We start from the raw sequence: 15,774 nt of genomic DNA on the forward strand, positions 1-15,774 counted from the left end.
TGGGAGTTGCCCTTCTGATGGATATTCGCAAAGTCAAGAAGCTGATCGAGCTGCTGGAAGAATCCGGCATCGACGAACTGGAAATTCACGAAGGTGAAGAATCGGTACGCATCAGCCGCCACAGCAAGCAACAAGCTTTCGCTCAACCGATGTATGCCGCCGCTCCGGCACCGGCCGCCGCCCCCGTGGCCGCACCAGCCGCACCGGCAGCGGACGCCGCTCCGGCCGCCGCCAAGCTGAACGGCACCGTGGTCGGCTCGCCGATGGTCGGCACCTTCTACCGCGCCTCCTCGCCGACCTCGGCCAACTTCGTCGAAGTCGGCACCGCGGTGAAGAAAGGCCAGATCCTCTGCATCGTCGAAGCGATGAAGATGATGAACCACATCGAGGCCGAAACCAGCGGCGTCATCGAATCCATCCTGGTGGAAAACGGTCAGCCGGTGGAATACGACCAGCCGCTGTTCACCATCGTTTGAACCGCCAGGAGTCTTCGATGTTGAAAGCTGCGACGCTGGAAAAAGTCCTGATCGCCAACCGCGGCGAGATCGCCCTGCGCATCCTGCGCGCCTGCAAGGAACTGGGCATCAAGACCGTGGCGGTTTACTCCACCGCGGATCGGGAACTGATGCACCTGTCGCTGGCCGACGAAACCGTCTGCATCGGCGCGGCCCCGGCAGCCAAATCCTACCTGCACATCCCGGCGATCATCGCGGCCGCCGAAGTCACCGGCGCCACGGCGATCCACCCGGGCTACGGCTTCCTCGCGGAAAACGCCGACTTCGCCGAACAGGTCGAACGCTCCGGCTTCGCCTTCATCGGCCCGAAAGCCGACACCATTCGCCTGATGGGCGACAAGGTCTCGGCCAAGGACGCGATGAAGAAGGCCGGCGTGCCCACCGTTCCCGGTTCCGACGGCCCGCTGCCGGAAGACGAGGAAACCGCGCTGCGCATCGGCCGTGAAGTCGGCTACCCGGTGATCATCAAGGCCGCCGGCGGCGGCGGTGGTCGCGGCATGCGCGTGGTGTACAACGAGGAAGACCTGATCCAGTCGGCCAAGCTGACCCGCACCGAAGCCGGCGCAGCCTTCGGCAACCCGATGGTCTACCTCGAGAAGTTCCTGACCAACCCGCGCCACGTGGAAGTCCAGGTGCTCTCCGACGGCCAGGGCAACGCGATCCACCTCGGCGACCGCGACTGCTCGCTGCAGCGCCGCCACCAGAAGGTCATCGAGGAAGCGCCCGCTCCGGACATCGACGAAACCGCGCGCCAGGAAGTCTTCGCCCGCTGCGTCAAGGCCTGCATCGACATCGGCTACCGCGGCGCCGGCACCTTCGAGTTCCTCTACGAGAACGGCGCCTTCTACTTCATCGAGATGAACACCCGCGTACAGGTGGAGCATCCGGTGTCGGAGATGGTCACCGGGGTCGACATCGTCAAGGAGATGCTCAGCATCGCCGCCGGCAACAAGCTGTCGCTGACCCAGGACGACATCGTCATCCGCGGCCACGCGCTGGAGTGCCGGATCAACGCCGAAGACCCGGCCACCTTCATGCCCAGCCCGGGCAAGGTGAAGCACTTCCATGCCCCGGGCGGCAACGGCGTACGCGTCGATTCGCACCTGTACAGCGGCTACTCGGTTCCGCCGAACTACGACTCGCTGATCGGCAAGCTGATCACCTACGGGGGCGACCGTGACGAGGCGATGGCGCGCATGCGCAATGCCTTGGACGAAATCGTCGTCGACGGGATCAAGACCAACGTGCCGCTGCACCGCGACCTGACCCGCGACCCCGGCTTCTGCAAGGGCGGCGTGAACATCCACTACCTGGAAAAGAAACTGGGTATGGATAAGCACTGAGCCGCACGCGGTATCATGTAGCACCGGGAGGGAGTGGCGCAGGCCGCTCCCTCTTTTTTTGTGGTTCGCCCGCTCCGGCGATCACCCTGACTCCCGGCCGTTTTTACCCCAACCACCCGCGCCACCGCGAAGGAAACTCCCATGCCCTGGTTACAAGCCCGCCTCGCCATCACTCCCGAGCAGGCCGAGGTCTACGAAGACGCGCTGCTCGAAGCCGGCGCGGTCTCGGTGACCTTCATGGACGCCGAGGACCAGCCGATCTTCGAGCCGGACCTGGGCACCACGCCGCTGTGGAAGCACACCCACCTGCTGGCGCTGTTCGAGGCGGACACCGACGAGGCCGACCTGATCGGCCGGTTGATGCTGCTCACCGGCGGTGCGCTGCCGGAGTATCACTTCGAGCGCATCGAAGACCAGGACTGGGAGCGCAGCTGGATGGACAACTTCCAGCCGATGCGTTTCGGCCGTCGCCTGTGGATCGTGCCGAGCTGGCACGCCGCGCCGGAGCCGGACGCCGTCAACCTGCTGCTCGATCCGGGCCTGGCCTTCGGCACCGGCACCCACCCGACCACCGCCCTGTGCCTCGAATGGCTCGATGGCGAAGACCTCGCCGGGCGCAGCGTGCTCGACTTCGGCTGCGGCTCGGGCATCCTCGCCATCGCCGCCCTGCTGCTCGGCGCCGGCCGCGCGGTGGGCACCGACATCGACCCGCAGGCGCTGGAAGCCTCACGCGACAACGCCGGACGCAACGGCATCGCCGCCGAACGGCTGCCGCTGTACCTGCCAGAAGCACTGCCGCGCGAGCCCGCCGAAGTGGTGGTGGCGAACATCCTCGCCGGCCCGCTGGTGGCCCTCGCGCCGCAGATCATCGCGCTGGTGCAGCCCGGCGGGCGCCTGGCGCTGTCCGGCATCCTCGCCGAACAGGCCGAGGACGTCCGCGCCGCCTACGCCGCCGATTTCGACCTGGAGCCGACCGCCGACAAGGACGGCTGGGTGCGCATCAGCGGCACCCGTCGATAGGTCTCGCGCCCCTCTGCCGCAGCGCCGGGCGCTTGCGGTAGACTGCGCGCCTCGTTTCGCCACCCGCCCACCGGCGGGAACAGTGGCCACCGGATAGCCGCATGACCGACAGTTTCGTCACGCAATGCCCGCATTGCAGCACCCGTTTCCGCGTCAAACGCAGCCAGCTGGGCATCGCCCAGGGCGCGGTGCGTTGTGGCGCCTGCATGCAGGTGTTCAACGCGGCGCAGCAGTTGCAGGATGCCGGCGAAACACGGCCGACAGCGCCCCCCGCGCCGGTCAGCGAGACGTCCAGGCCGGCGGTGCGGCCACAGCTGCCGCCGCCGGGCAAGAACCCGGGCGATACCCTGTGGATTCACGACGACCTCGACCTGGACAGCCTCGATCTCGATGAGGAACTGGCCAAGCTCGAACTGCAGGAGCGCCTGGTTTCCGAGCGTTTTCGCACGCGCGCCGAACCCTTCGAGCCGAGCGAAGGCCTGTCCGCGATCGATCCGCGCGAGTCCGACGAGGAGGCCTGGGCGCAGAAGCTGCTCATCGATGCTGCGCCGGAACCGGAACCGGAACCGCCGGAGCCGCTGCCCGAACTGCCAGCGCCCGAGCCGCTCACCGCGATCGAGCACGCGCCGCTGCACGACCCCGTGCCGCCGCCGGCCCGCAGCGAACCTACGCTTTCCCTGCGCCTGCCGGAAGAGCCGGACGACGCGCGCGACGACGAGGACGAGCCGGACTTCCGCCTGTCCGCCGAACGCGATGACGTGCCGGTCACCGCGCTGCTGCTGGTCGACCCGCGGCGCGACGATGAGGATGACGAAGCGCAGCCGAACGCGCGACACAAGCCCGCACGCAGCGAGCCGGCGTTGCGCAGCACGGCGCTGCTCGACCTCGAAGACGAGCCGCTGCAGCTGGAATGGCAGGCGCCGCGCAGGCGCTGGGGCCGGATCTTCGGCTGGCTGCTGCTCAACCTGCTGGCGCTCGCCGCGCTGGCCGGCCAGTACCTCTGGTATCACTACGACGAACTGGCCCGGCGCGACGAATATCGCCCCTGGTTCGAGCAGTTGTGCCCGACGCTGGGCTGCACACTGCCGTCGAAGGTCGACATCGCCCTGATCAAGAGCAGCAACCTGGTGGTACGCAGCCACCCGGAATTTACCGGCGCGCTGGTGGTGGACGCGATCCTCTACAACCGTGCGCCCTTTTCGCAGCCGTTCCCGCTGCTGGAACTGCGCTTCGCCGACCTCAACGGGCAACTGCTCGCCAGTCGTCGCTTCAAGCCCAGCGAGTACCTCGCCGGCGAGCTCGCCGGACAGAGCGAAATGCCCCCGCAGACGCCGATCCACATCTCCCTGGACATCCTCGACCCGGGCGCCAAGGCGGTGAATTACAGCCTGAGTTTCCATTCGCCCGAGTGAGTGAAACGGCTCATCTAACCGCTGGCGATAAGTCGACGACTGTTCAGAATTTGTGCAAATCGATCTTTATCCGGTCACCGCTAGCGGGTATCATGCCCACCCTTTTTCGAACTGCCCCGATCAACTAAAAGCAGGCCCCATTACAGGGAAGACCTATGTCGGCGGTACGCATCGGCCCTTATACATTGCCCAACCCCGTGATCCTGGCGCCCATGGCCGGCGTCACCGATCGTCCGTTCCGCCAGCTCTGCCGCCAACTCGGTGCCGGGCTGGTGGTGTCGGAAATGGTGACCAGCGATGTGCGCCTGTGGAACACCCGCAAGTCGAGCCTGCGCCTGCCGCACGTCGGCGACCCGGAGCCACGCTCGGTGCAGATCGCCGGCGGCGATGCGCAGATGCTCGCGGCGGCGGCGCGGGCCAATGTCGAGCTCGGCGCGCAGATCATCGACATCAACATGGGCTGTCCGGCGAAGAAGGTCTGCAACAAGGCCGCCGGTTCGGCGCTGATGAAGGACGAACTGCTGGTGGCGGAGATCCTCGAGGCGGTGGTCGCGGCGGTCGACGTGCCGGTGACGCTGAAGATCCGCACCGGCTGGGATCGGGAGAACAGGAACGGGATTACGGTGGCGAAGATCGCCGAACAATCCGGGATCGCCGCGCTGGCCGTGCATGGCCGCACGCGCGCCGACCTGTACACCGGCGAGGCCGAGTACGAGACCATCGCCGCGATCAGGCAGGCAATCTCGATTCCGCTGTTCGCCAATGGCGACATCGATTCGCCGCACAAGGCCCGCGCGGTGCTCGACGCCACCGGTGCCGATGCGCTGCTGATCGGCCGCGCCGCCCAGGGCCGGCCATGGATATTCCGCGAGATCGCCCATTATCTGGCGACCGGGGAACTGCTGCCGGCGCCGACCCTGAGCGAAGTGGAATGCATTCTGCTAGAGCACCTGGCGGCACTGCATGCCTTCTACGGCGAGGTGATGGGCGTGCGCATCGCACGCAAGCACGTGGGCTGGTACCTGGCCACGCTCCCCGGCGCCCGGGAGTTCCGCGCCGGGTTCAATCGTCTGGAGACGACGGACGCACAGTACGCCACCGTTCGGCAGTTCTTCGCCGAACGGCACAATGATGGAGAGGGGTTGGCGGCATGACGACGATGGCTGAGCTGGTTTTTGATGGATCGACATTTGATGGGGCAACACCCGTGAGCGACAACCTTAACCTCAAGCAGCACCTCAACACGCCGAGCGAAGAGGGCCAGACCCTGCGCGGCAACGTGGAGAAGGCGCTGCGCAACTACTTCGCCCATCTCGAAGGCGCGTCCGTCACCGACGTCTACAACCTGGTGCTCTCCGAAGTCGAAGCGCCCTTGCTGGAAACCGTGATGAACTACGTCAAGGGCAACCAGACCAAGGCCTCCGAGCTGCTCGGCCTGAACCGTGGCACCCTGCGCAAGAAGCTCAAGCAGTACGACCTGCTGTAAGCACGCATTCGAAAAAGGGCGGCCCGCGAGCCGCCCTTTTTGCTGATTCATCTGCCCTCATGGACACCGACATGACCGACCAGACCACCCGCCTTCCCGTTCGCCGCGCGCTGATCAGCGTTTCGGACAAGACCGGCATCCTCGAATTCGCGCGCGAGCTCGTCGCCCAGGGCGTGGAAATCCTCTCCACCGGCGGCACCTACAAGCTGCTCAGGGACAACGGCGTGGCCGCGGTGGAAGTCGCCGACTACACGGGCTTCCCGGAAATGATGGACGGTCGAGTGAAGACCCTGCATCCGAAGATCCACGGCGGCATCCTCGGTCGCCGGGCCCTCGACGGCGCGGTGATGGCCGAGCACGGCATCAAGCCGATCGACCTGGTCGCGGTCAACCTGTACCCCTTCGAGGCCACCGTCGCCAAGCCCGACTGCGACCTCGCCGATGCCATCGAGAACATCGATATCGGCGGCCCGACCATGGTCCGCAGCGCGGCGAAGAACCACAAGGACGTCGCCATCGTGGTCAACGTCGGCGACTACGCCGGCATCCTCGAGGCGCTCAAAGCGGGCGGCCTGACCTACGCCCAGCGCTTCGACCTGGCGCTCAAGGCCTTCGAGCACACCGCCGCCTACGACGGCATGATCGCCAACTACCTGGGCGGCATCGACCAGACCCGCGACAGCCTCTCCACCGAAGGCCGCAGCGCCTTCCCGCGTACCTTCAACAGCCAGTTCGTCAAGGCGCAGGAAATGCGCTACGGCGAGAACCCGCACCAGCAGGCGGCGTTCTACGTCGAGGCGAAGAAGGGCGAAGCCAGCATCGCCAGCGCCGTGCAGTTGCAGGGCAAGGAGCTGTCGTACAACAACGTCGCCGACACCGACGCCGCGCTGGAATGCGTGAAGAGCTTCGTCAAGCCGGCCTGCGTGATCGTCAAGCACGCCAACCCCTGCGGCGTCGCCGTGGCCCTGGACAGCGAAGGCGGCATCCGCCAGGCCTATGAACTGGCCTACGCCACCGACAGCGAGTCGGCCTTCGGCGGCATCATCGCCTTCAACCGCGAGCTGGACGGCGCGACCGCCCAGGCCATCGTCGAGCGCCAGTTCGTCGAAGTGATCATCGCGCCGAAAATCAGCGCCGCCGCCCGCGAGGTGGTCGCCGCCAAGGCCAACGTGCGCCTGCTCGAGTGCGGCGAGTGGCCGGCCGAGCGCAGTGCCGGCTGGGACTTCAAGCGGGTCAACGGCGGCCTGCTGGTGCAGAGCCGCGACATCGGCATGATCACCGCGGACGACCTCAAGGTCGTGACCCGGCGCGCGCCCACCGAACAGGAAGTCCACGACCTGGTGTTCGCCTGGAAAGTGGCCAAGTTCGTCAAGTCCAACGCCATCGTCTACGCGCGTAACCGCCAGACCATCGGGGTCGGCGCCGGGCAGATGAGCCGCGTCAACTCCGCGCGCATCGCCGCGATCAAAGCCGAGCACGCCGGCCTGCAGGTCGCCGGCTCGGTGATGGCCTCGGACGCCTTCTTCCCGTTCCGCGACGGCCTGGACAACGCCGCCGCCAATGGCATCACCGCGGTGATCCAGCCGGGTGGTTCGATGCGCGACAACGAGGTGATTGCCGCCGCTGATGAAGCCGGTATCGCCATGGTCTTCACCGGAATGCGCCACTTCCGTCACTGACCGTGGCATGGCCGCGCTGAAGCGCTCGTCTGCGTTGTTGGAGGCCACTTCGCCGATGCTCATTGCCAGGCGGCAACTGCGCTCGTCGAAGCGATCTCTGCCTAGCAGCCAAACGCTCCATCACGGCCCGATAGAACGCTAAATGCTAGAAGCACGATTTTCGTAGGGTGGATAGCGCTTTTCCTATCCACCAAACGGGCCGCAGGCCCGCCTCCTAAAGGAGAACCCCATGAACGTACTGATCATCGGCAGCGGCGGGCGCGAACATGCGCTGGCCTGGAAGGTTGCGCAGGACCCGCGCATCCAGACAGTCTTCGTCGCCCCGGGCAACGCCGGCACCGCCACCGAGGCCAAGTGCGAGAACGTGCCCATCGACGTGCTGGCCCTTGAGCAACTGGCCGACTTCGCCGAGAAGAACGTGCAACTGACCATCGTCGGCCCGGAAGCGCCGCTGGTGAAGGGCGTGGTCGACCTGTTCCGCGCCCGCGGCCTGGACTGCTTCGGCCCCACCGCTGGCGCCGCGCAACTGGAGGGCTCGAAGGCCTTCACCAAGGACTTCCTCGCCCGCCACCGGATTCCCACCGCCGACTACCAGAACTTCACCGAAGTCGAACCGGCACTGGCCTACCTGCGCGAGAAGGGTGCGCCGATCGTGATCAAGGCCGACGGCCTGGCCGCCGGCAAGGGCGTGATCGTCGCCATGACCCTCGGCGAAGCCGAGGATGCGGTGCGCGACATGCTCGCCGGCAACGCCTTCGGCGAGGCGGGTTCGCGGGTGGTGATCGAGGAGTTCCTCGATGGCGAGGAAGCCAGCTTCATCGTCATGGTCGACGGCAAGAACGTGCTGCCGATGGCCACCAGCCAGGACCACAAGCGCGTCGGCGACGCCGATAGCGGGCCGAACACCGGCGGCATGGGCGCCTACTCGCCGGCCCCGGTGGTCACCGCCGACGTGCACCGGCGCGTCATGGACGAGGTGATCTACCCGACCGTGCGCGGCATGGCCGAGGAAGGCAACGTCTACACCGGCTTTCTCTATGCAGGGCTGATGATCGACAAGGCCGGTCAGCCCAAGGTCATCGAGTTCAACTGCCGCTTCGGCGACCCGGAAACCCAGCCGATCATGGTGCGCCTGGAAAGCTCCCTGGTGCTGCTGGTCGAGGCCGCGCTGGCCAGGGCGCTGGACAAGGTCGAAGCGCAGTGGGACCCACGCCCGACGGTCGGCGTGGTGCTCGCCGCCGGCGGCTACCCGGGCGACTACGCCAAGGGCGACGTGATCGAGGGCCTGGATGCCGCGGCCGCGATGGAGGGCAAGGTCTTCCACGCCGGCACCGCGCTGAACGCCGCGGGCGAGGTGGTCACCGCCGGTGGCCGCGTGCTCTGCGCCACGGCGATCGGGCACAGCGTGGCGGATGCCCAGCAGCAGGCCTATCGCCTGGCGAAGCAGATCAGCTGGAACGGCTGCTTCTACCGCAGCGACATCGGCTACCGTGCCATCGCACGCGAACAGGCTGACGAATAGCAGCGATCTGCAACGAAAAAGGCGGCCCGGTGGCCGCCTTTTTTCGTAGTGGCGTGGTCAACTACCTGACTATAATCGCGGCAATATCTGAAAGGACCTCGACCGTGACGCGGCTCTGGATCGCCATCGCCTTCATCTGCAGCCTGCTGCCCTGGTATGCCGGTACGGCGTCGGCGCAGGTGGTGGAAACCCCGGCAGCGGCGCTGGCGTCGGACTGGCAGATCCTGATCGACGATTCGGAGCAGCTCAAGCTCGAGGAAGTCATCGCCCAGCGCAGCCAGTTCAAGTCGCTGGGCCGGGAATCCTTCAGCATGCCCGCCGGCGAGCGCGCCATCTGGCTGCGCATCGAAACCCCCGCGCTGACCGACGTCCACTGGCTCTGGCTGTACGCCCCGCGGGTCAAGTACCTCGACTTCTATCGCCTGCGCGACGGCCAGCTGGAGCGCCACGAGCACACCGGCGAATCCATGCCGATGGCGGCCAGCACGCTGTCGTCTAACAGCTACCTGTTCGTCCTGCCGAATGACGGCAGCGTGCGCGAAACCTATATCCGCATGACTTCCAGCCACCCGCTGATGGTGTGGCTGAAGACCCTCGACAGCAGCGGCGTGGTCGACCTGGAACGTCCCGCCTACCTGTTCGGCACGCTGTTCGGCGCGCTCGGCCTGCTGATGCTCTACAACCTCTTCCGCCTGGCCAACAACCGCGGCTTCGGCAACCTCTGGCTCAGCGGCTTCCACGCCTTGCTGCTGCTCAATGCGCTGGCCGAGTTCGGCGTGCTCGGCTACTGGCTGCCGAAAACCGGCAGCGGCTACAGCCTGGCGCTCTGCGCGGACATGGCGACGCTGGCCGCCGCCATCTGCCTGCTCGGCTTCATCCATTCGTTCTTCCGCAATACCCGTGTCGGCGAGGGCCTGAACTGGCTACCGATGGCCGGGATCATCGTCATCAGCGGCGTCGCCGCGGTGATCCTGCTTACCCGCGAGCTGTGGTACAGCGGCCTGATCAACCTGCTGATCCTGCTCGCCGCCGCCTGCGCGCTGATCACCGCCGCCTATCACCTGCGCCGTGGCTATCGCCCGGCGCGGCTGGTGGTACTGGCGGCCGGGACCTTCACCCTGGTGTTCCTGGCGCTGACGCCGATGCTCTTCGGCTTCGTGCAGATGAGCCCCGGCTGGCTGGAAATCATCCTGTTCGGCAGCGCCGCGTTCTGCGGCCTGCTGCTCAGCCTGTCGCTCAGCGATCGCCAGCGCCAGTTGAGGGCCGACCGCCTGACCGAGCACACCGCGCTGGCGGTGAGCGGCGCCGAGCTGCGCGCCAAGGCCGAGTTCCTGGCGAAAATCAGCCACGAGATCCGCACACCGATGAATGGCGTGCTGGGCATGACCGAACTGCTGCTCGGCACCCCGCTGTCGGCGAAGCAGCGCGACTACGTGCAGACCATCCACAGCGCCGGCAACGAGCTGCTCGGCCTGATCAACGAGATTCTCGACATCTCGCGCCTGGAGTCCGGGCAGATCGAACTGGACGACGTGCAGTTCGACCTCAACGCCCTGCTCGACGATTGCCTGGACATCTTCCGCGCCAAGGCCGAGCAGCAGCAGGTCGAGCTGATCAGCTTCATCCAGCCGCAGGTGCCGAGGGTGATCAGCGGAGACCCGACGCGCCTGCGCCAGACCCTGCTGAGCCTGCTGGACAACGCCTTCAAACAGACCGACGAGGGCGAAATCCTTCTCGTCGTCGCGCTCGATACCAGCGGCGAGCAGACCCGCCTGCGCATCGCCGTGCAGGACAGCGGCCGGCCGCTGCAGAGCGAAGACCGCGAGGCATTGCTCAACGCGGAACTGCACAGCCGCGACTTCCTGGCCGCGACCCGCGTCGGCGGGCGCCTCGGGTTGATCATTTCGCGCCAGCTGGTGCGCCTGATGCAGGGCGAGTTCGGCGTGCAGAGCGGCGGCCAGCAGGGCAACACCCTGTGGCTGACGCTGCCGCTAGATCCCGAGCGCCTGGAGCAGCCGCCCGCCGACCTGGAAAGCCCGCTGCTCGGCGCACGCCTGCTGGTGGTCGACGACAACGACACCTGCCGCAAGGTGCTGATGCAGCAATGCACCGTGTGGGGCCTGCAGGTCAGCGCGGTGGCCTCGGGCAAGGAGGCGCTGGCGCTGCTGCGCACCAAGGCGCACCTGCGCGACTACTTCGACGTGGTCCTGCTCGATCAGGACATGCCCGGAATGACCGGCCTGCAACTGGCGACCAAGATCAAGGAAGACCCCAGCCTCAACCACGACATCCTGCTGATCATGCTCACCGGCATCAGCAACGCGCCGAGCAAGATCATCGCGCGCAACGCCGGGATCAAACGCATCCTCGCCAAGCCGGTCGCCGGCTATGCGCTGAAGACCACCCTCGCCGACGAACTCGCGCAACGCGGCAAGAGCGCGGCCCCGAGCGAGGCGCCTGACGTGCCGGCGCTGGACGTGCCGAGCGACTTCCGCATCCTCGTCGCGGAAGACAACAGCATTTCCACCAAGGTCATCCGCGGCATGCTGAACAAGCTCAACCTGGAGCCGGACACCGCCAGCAACGGCGAGGAAGCGCTCAGCGCGATGAAGACCAGGCACTACGACCTGGTGCTGATGGACTGCGAGATGCCGGTCCTCGACGGCTTCTCCGCCACCGAGCAACTGCGCGAATGGGAGACCCGGGAGGGCCGCCGGCGCACGCCGATCGTCGCCCTCACCGCGCACATCCTGGTCGAGCACAAGGAACGCGCGCGCAAGGTCGGCATGGACGGCCACATGGCCAAGCCGGTGGAGCTGTCGCAACTGCGCGAGATGATCCAGCAATGGGTCGGCGCCAGGCAGAGCAGCCATGCCGAAGGCAGCGCGCTGATCGAGTAAGCGTTCCGCGCCGCCAACCCCGCCTTTTTATACTCCTGCCGAGAACCCGCATGTCTGCCGCGCTGTTCAGTCTCTACCTCAAGTTGCTGGTGCTCTACAGCCCGTTCTTCGTGCTGTCCTGCTTCATCGGCATGACCCGCGGCTACACGCTGAAAGAGCGCAAGCGGCTCGCCTGGCGCGTCGCCAGCGGGGTGTTCGTCGCCAGCATGCTGCTCTATCTGTTCGGCACGCACATCTTCGTGCTGTTCGGCATCACCATCGACGCCTTCCGCATCGGCGCCGGCAGCGTGCTGTTCATCTCGGCGCTGGGCATGGCCCAGGGCAAATCCGTGGTGCAGAGCGACAACCTGCAGCAGGACGTGACCATCGTGCCGCTGACCATCCCGATCACCGTCGGCCCCGGCACCATCGGCGCGCTGCTGGTGATGGGCGCCAGCCAGCCGCACTGGAACGACAAGCTGCTGGCGGTGGGCGGCATCTTCCTCGCCAGCGTCACCGTCGGCATGGTGCTGTTCCTCTCCGGACGCTTCGAGCGCCTGCTCGGCGAGCAGGGGCTGCAGATCGTCAGCCGCCTGATGGGGCTTTTTGTCTGCGCGCTGGCGGCGCAGATCATCTTCACCGGCGTGAAGAACTACCTTTCGCTCTGATTTGGTGCAATCCGGCACCCATGCGTTTTTCACGGTCGCGCGCGCGCACCACGACGGACCGCTGAAAATCGACTACCGCCTGCCTGCCGGAATGACCAAGCCGCTTCAAATCAAGGGTTTGCACGCCTTGGCACGGATGCTGCGATTGCTGCGTTGACGAATTGACGCAGGCGCGAGCCGGGAGCGTCGTTTCGCGAACAACGATGCGCATGGACCCAGCCACGGAGTCGCACCCTAATGAAACGCCGTCCCTTTCTGAAATCCACACTCGCTGCCAGTGCCCTTGTGCTCAGCGGGCTGTTTCCGTTCACCGCACACGCCGCCGACACCATCAAGGTCGGCATCCTGCATTCCCTTTCCGGCACCATGGCGATCTCCGAGACCTCGCTGAAAGACATGGCGCTGATGACCATCGACGAGATCAACGCCAAAGGCGGCGTGCTCGGCAAGAAACTCGAGCCGGTGGTCGTCGACCCGGCGTCCAACTGGCCGCTGTTCGCCGAGAAGGGCCGCCAGTTGCTGACGCAGGACAAGGTGGCCGTGACCTTCGGCTGCTGGACCTCGGTGTCGCGCAAATCGGTACTGCCGGTCTATGAAGAACTCAACGGCCTGCTGTTCTACCCCGTGCAGTACGAAGGCGAAGAGATGTCGCCGAACGTGTTCTACACCGGTGCGGCGCCGAACCAGCAGGCGATCCCGGCCGTCGAGTACCTGATGAGCGAGGATGGCGGCGCTGCCAAGCGTTTCTTCCTGCTCGGCACCGACTACGTCTACCCGCGCACCACCAACAAGATTCTGCGCAGCTTCCTGCACAGCAAGGGCGTCGCCGACAAGGACATCGAAGAGGTCTACACCCCGTTCGGCCACAGCGATTACCAGACCATCGTCGCCAACATCAAGAAGTTCGCCGCCGGCGGCAAGACCGCCGTGGTCTCCACCGTCAACGGCGACTCCAACGTGCCGTTCTACAAGGAACTGGCCAACCAGGGCATCGAAGCCACCGACATCCCGGTGGTCGCCTTCTCGGTCGGCGAGGAAGAACTGCGCGGCATCGACACCAAGCCGCTGGTGGGGCAACTGGCCGCCTGGAACTACTTCCAGTCCGTGGATAACCCGGTGAACGAGAAATTCGTCGCCGCCTGGAAGGCCTACGCCAAGGCCAAGAAACTGCCGAACGCCGACACCGTGGTCACCAACGACCCGATGGAAGCCACCTACGTCGGCATCCACATGTGGGCGCAGGCGGTCGAGAAGGCCGGCACCACCGACGTCGACAAGGTGCGCGACGCCATGGCCGGGCAGACCTTCGCCGCGCCGGACGGCTACACCATCAAGATGGACGAGAAGAACCACCACCTGCACAAGCCGGTGATGATCGGCGAAGTCCAGGAAGACGGGCAGTTCTCGGTGGTCTGGCAGACCGAAGGCCCGGTGCGCGCCGAGCCCTGGAGCCCCTACATCGAAGGCAACGACAAGAAGCCTGACCACCCGATGAAGAGCAACTGATCCAGGCGCACCCTCTGCAGGAGCGAGCGCGCTCGCCGGCGCCCGTTCCTGCAGCGTCCGTGTTCATTCCGCCCGGCCCACGCTCCCGTGGCCGGGCAGGATGACCGTGATCCGAAGGACACCGATATGCCCTCTGCCGTCCACCGCCTAATCCTGGCCTGCCTGCTCCTGCTCCCCGCAGCGGCGCATGCCGGAGATGCCACCGATTTCGTCGCCGCCAATCCGTCCGCGCAGGCCAGCCTGCTGGAACGATGGGCCGCGCAACCCGATCCGGCCCGCCTGCCGCTGATCGAGGCGCTGCAGGATGGCCGCCTGGCCGCCGACAGCGCGAAAGTCCCGTTCATCGAGGAGAACGGCGCCTTCCGGGCCGCCGAAGGCAATGCCGTACCGGCCGACGCGCCACGCAAGCTGCGCCTGAACAACCGCCTGCGCGGCCTCGCCAACACCGCCCTGGCCAGCCACCGGCTGCTCGCCGAGGACGCCGGCCTGCGCCTGGCCGCCGCCGAGCAACTGCAGAAGAGCGCTCGCCCGGAGCAACTCGGCCTGCTCAACCAGCGCGTCGCCGCGGAACAGGACGACGCCGTGCGCGATGCCCTGAGCCTGGCGCTGGCCAACCTGCAACTGGTCGACCCGGACCCTGCCGTGCGCCTGGCCGCCGTGCGCCTGCTTGGCGAAACCGGCCAGCCGCTGGCGCGCACGCGCCTCGAAACGCTGCTCGACCCGGCCGTGGAACAGGACGCCGGCGTGCGCACCGCGGCGCAAACCAGCCTGTCGCAGGTCAAACGCAAACTGCTGATCGGCGAACTCATCGGCCAGGCGTTCTCCGGCATGAGCCTGGGCTCGATCCTGCTGCTCGCCGCCCTCGGCCTGGCGATCACTTTCGGGCTGCTCGGGGTGATCAACATGGCCCACGGCGAGATGCTGATGCTCGGCGCCTACTCCACCTACGTGGTCCAGCTGCTGTTCCAGCGCCTGGCCCCCGACGCCCTGGCGTTCTACCCGCTGGCAGCGCTGCCGGTGGCGTTCTTCGTCACCGCGGCGATCGGCATGGCGCTGGAACGCACGGTGATCCGCCACCTCTACGGCCGCCCGCTGGAAACCCTGCTGGCCACCTGGGGCATCAGCCTGATGCTGATCCAGCTGGTGCGCATCGTCTTCGGCGCGCAGAACGTCGAGGTCGCCAACCCGTCCTGGTTGTCCGGCGGCGTGCAGGTGCTGCCCAACCTGGTGCTGCCGTACAACCGCATCGTGATCATCGGTTTCGCCCTGTTCGTGGTGGCGCTGACCTGGCTGCTGCTGAACAAGACCCGCCTGGGGCTGAACGTCCGCGCGGTGACGCAGAACCGCAACATGGCCGCCTGCTGCGGCGTCGCCACCGGCCGCGTGGACATGCTCGCCTTCGGCCTCGGCTCGGGCATCGCCGGCCTCGGCGGCGTGGCGCTGTCGCAGATCGGCAACGTCGGCCCGGACCTCGGCCAGAGCTACATCATCGACTCCTTCCTGGTGGTGGTGCTCGGCGGCGTCGGCCAGCTGGCCGGCAGCGTGCTGGCCGCGTTCGGCCTGGGCATCGCCAACAAGATCCTCGAACCGCAGATCGGCGCCGTGCTGGGCAAGATCCTGATCCTCGCGCTGATCATCCTGTTCATCCAGAAGCGCCCGCAGGGGCTCTTCGCGCTGAAAGGACGGGTGATCGATTGATGGCCAGCCCGAACGCTCTCCAGATCGCCAGCGCGCCGCTGAACAA

At 66.6% G+C, this 15,774-nt stretch carries 12 protein-coding genes; all 12 read left to right on the top strand.

The annotated features are described in order from the left end of the window. Window positions 1–17: 17 nt before the first annotated feature. The 12 genes from accB (at window position 18) to urtB (ending at window position 15,728) form a co-directional block, all read left to right on the top strand. Window positions 18–476 carry an acetyl-CoA carboxylase biotin carboxyl carrier protein gene (gene accB, locus BLV15_RS01160; protein ID WP_090223891.1) on the top strand — a complete coding sequence of 153 codons (459 nt, stop codon included), beginning with the start codon at window positions 18–20 and terminating at the stop codon, window positions 474–476. A 17-nt stretch (window positions 477–493) separates the two neighbouring features. Continuing rightward, entirely contained in the window at window positions 494–1,858 is a 1,365-nt protein-coding gene (gene accC, locus BLV15_RS01165; protein ID WP_090223893.1) for an acetyl-CoA carboxylase biotin carboxylase subunit, read from the top strand. Window positions 1,859–1,999: 141 nt separating this feature from the next. Continuing rightward, window positions 2,000–2,878: a 50S ribosomal protein L11 methyltransferase gene (gene prmA, locus BLV15_RS01170; RefSeq protein WP_090223895.1), complete on the top strand. Its 879-nt coding sequence runs from the start codon at window positions 2,000–2,002 to the stop codon at window positions 2,876–2,878. 101 nt (window positions 2,879–2,979) lie between these two features. Then, window positions 2,980–4,290, top strand: a complete 1,311-nt coding sequence (locus BLV15_RS01175) for a DUF3426 domain-containing protein (protein WP_090223897.1) — start codon at window positions 2,980–2,982, stop codon at window positions 4,288–4,290. A gap of 155 nt (window positions 4,291–4,445) precedes the next feature. After that, complete coding sequence (gene dusB, locus BLV15_RS01180) at window positions 4,446–5,444, top strand: tRNA dihydrouridine synthase DusB (RefSeq protein ID WP_090223898.1); 999 nt, start codon at window positions 4,446–4,448, stop codon at window positions 5,442–5,444. A gap of 5 nt (window positions 5,445–5,449) precedes the next feature. Further along, the gene (fis, locus tag BLV15_RS01185; RefSeq protein ID WP_376747793.1) at window positions 5,450–5,776 is read left to right on the top strand and encodes a DNA-binding transcriptional regulator Fis; all 327 of its coding nucleotides are present in this window, start codon (window positions 5,450–5,452) and stop codon (window positions 5,774–5,776) included. Between the two features lie 71 nt (window positions 5,777–5,847). Then, window positions 5,848–7,455 (top strand): bifunctional phosphoribosylaminoimidazolecarboxamide formyltransferase/IMP cyclohydrolase, encoded by a 1,608-nt coding sequence (gene purH, locus BLV15_RS01190; protein WP_090225157.1) that lies wholly within the window; start codon window positions 5,848–5,850, stop codon window positions 7,453–7,455. 229 nt (window positions 7,456–7,684) lie between these two features. Further along, window positions 7,685–8,977, top strand: coding sequence for a phosphoribosylamine--glycine ligase (gene purD, locus BLV15_RS01195; RefSeq protein ID WP_090223902.1), 1,293 nt, complete (start codon window positions 7,685–7,687; stop codon window positions 8,975–8,977). Window positions 8,978–9,081: 104 nt separating this feature from the next. Next, a complete protein-coding gene (locus tag BLV15_RS01200) occupies window positions 9,082–11,877 on the top strand; it encodes a hybrid sensor histidine kinase/response regulator (protein WP_090223903.1) in 2,796 nt (931 codons plus the stop codon). Window positions 11,878–11,927: 50 nt separating this feature from the next. After that, window positions 11,928–12,524, top strand: coding sequence for a MarC family protein (locus BLV15_RS01205; RefSeq protein ID WP_090223905.1), 597 nt, complete (start codon window positions 11,928–11,930; stop codon window positions 12,522–12,524). Between the two features lie 237 nt (window positions 12,525–12,761). After that, window positions 12,762–14,030: an urea ABC transporter substrate-binding protein gene (gene urtA / locus BLV15_RS01210; RefSeq protein ID WP_090223907.1), complete on the top strand. Its 1,269-nt coding sequence runs from the start codon at window positions 12,762–12,764 to the stop codon at window positions 14,028–14,030. A 126-nt stretch (window positions 14,031–14,156) separates the two neighbouring features. Next, complete coding sequence (gene urtB, locus BLV15_RS01215) at window positions 14,157–15,728, top strand: urea ABC transporter permease subunit UrtB (protein WP_090223909.1); 1,572 nt, start codon at window positions 14,157–14,159, stop codon at window positions 15,726–15,728. Window positions 15,729–15,774: the final 46 nt, after the last annotated feature.

It is taken from the genome of Pseudomonas kuykendallii, from assembly GCF_900106975.1.
Classification (GTDB): domain Bacteria; phylum Pseudomonadota; class Gammaproteobacteria; order Pseudomonadales; family Pseudomonadaceae; genus Pseudomonas_O; species Pseudomonas_O kuykendallii.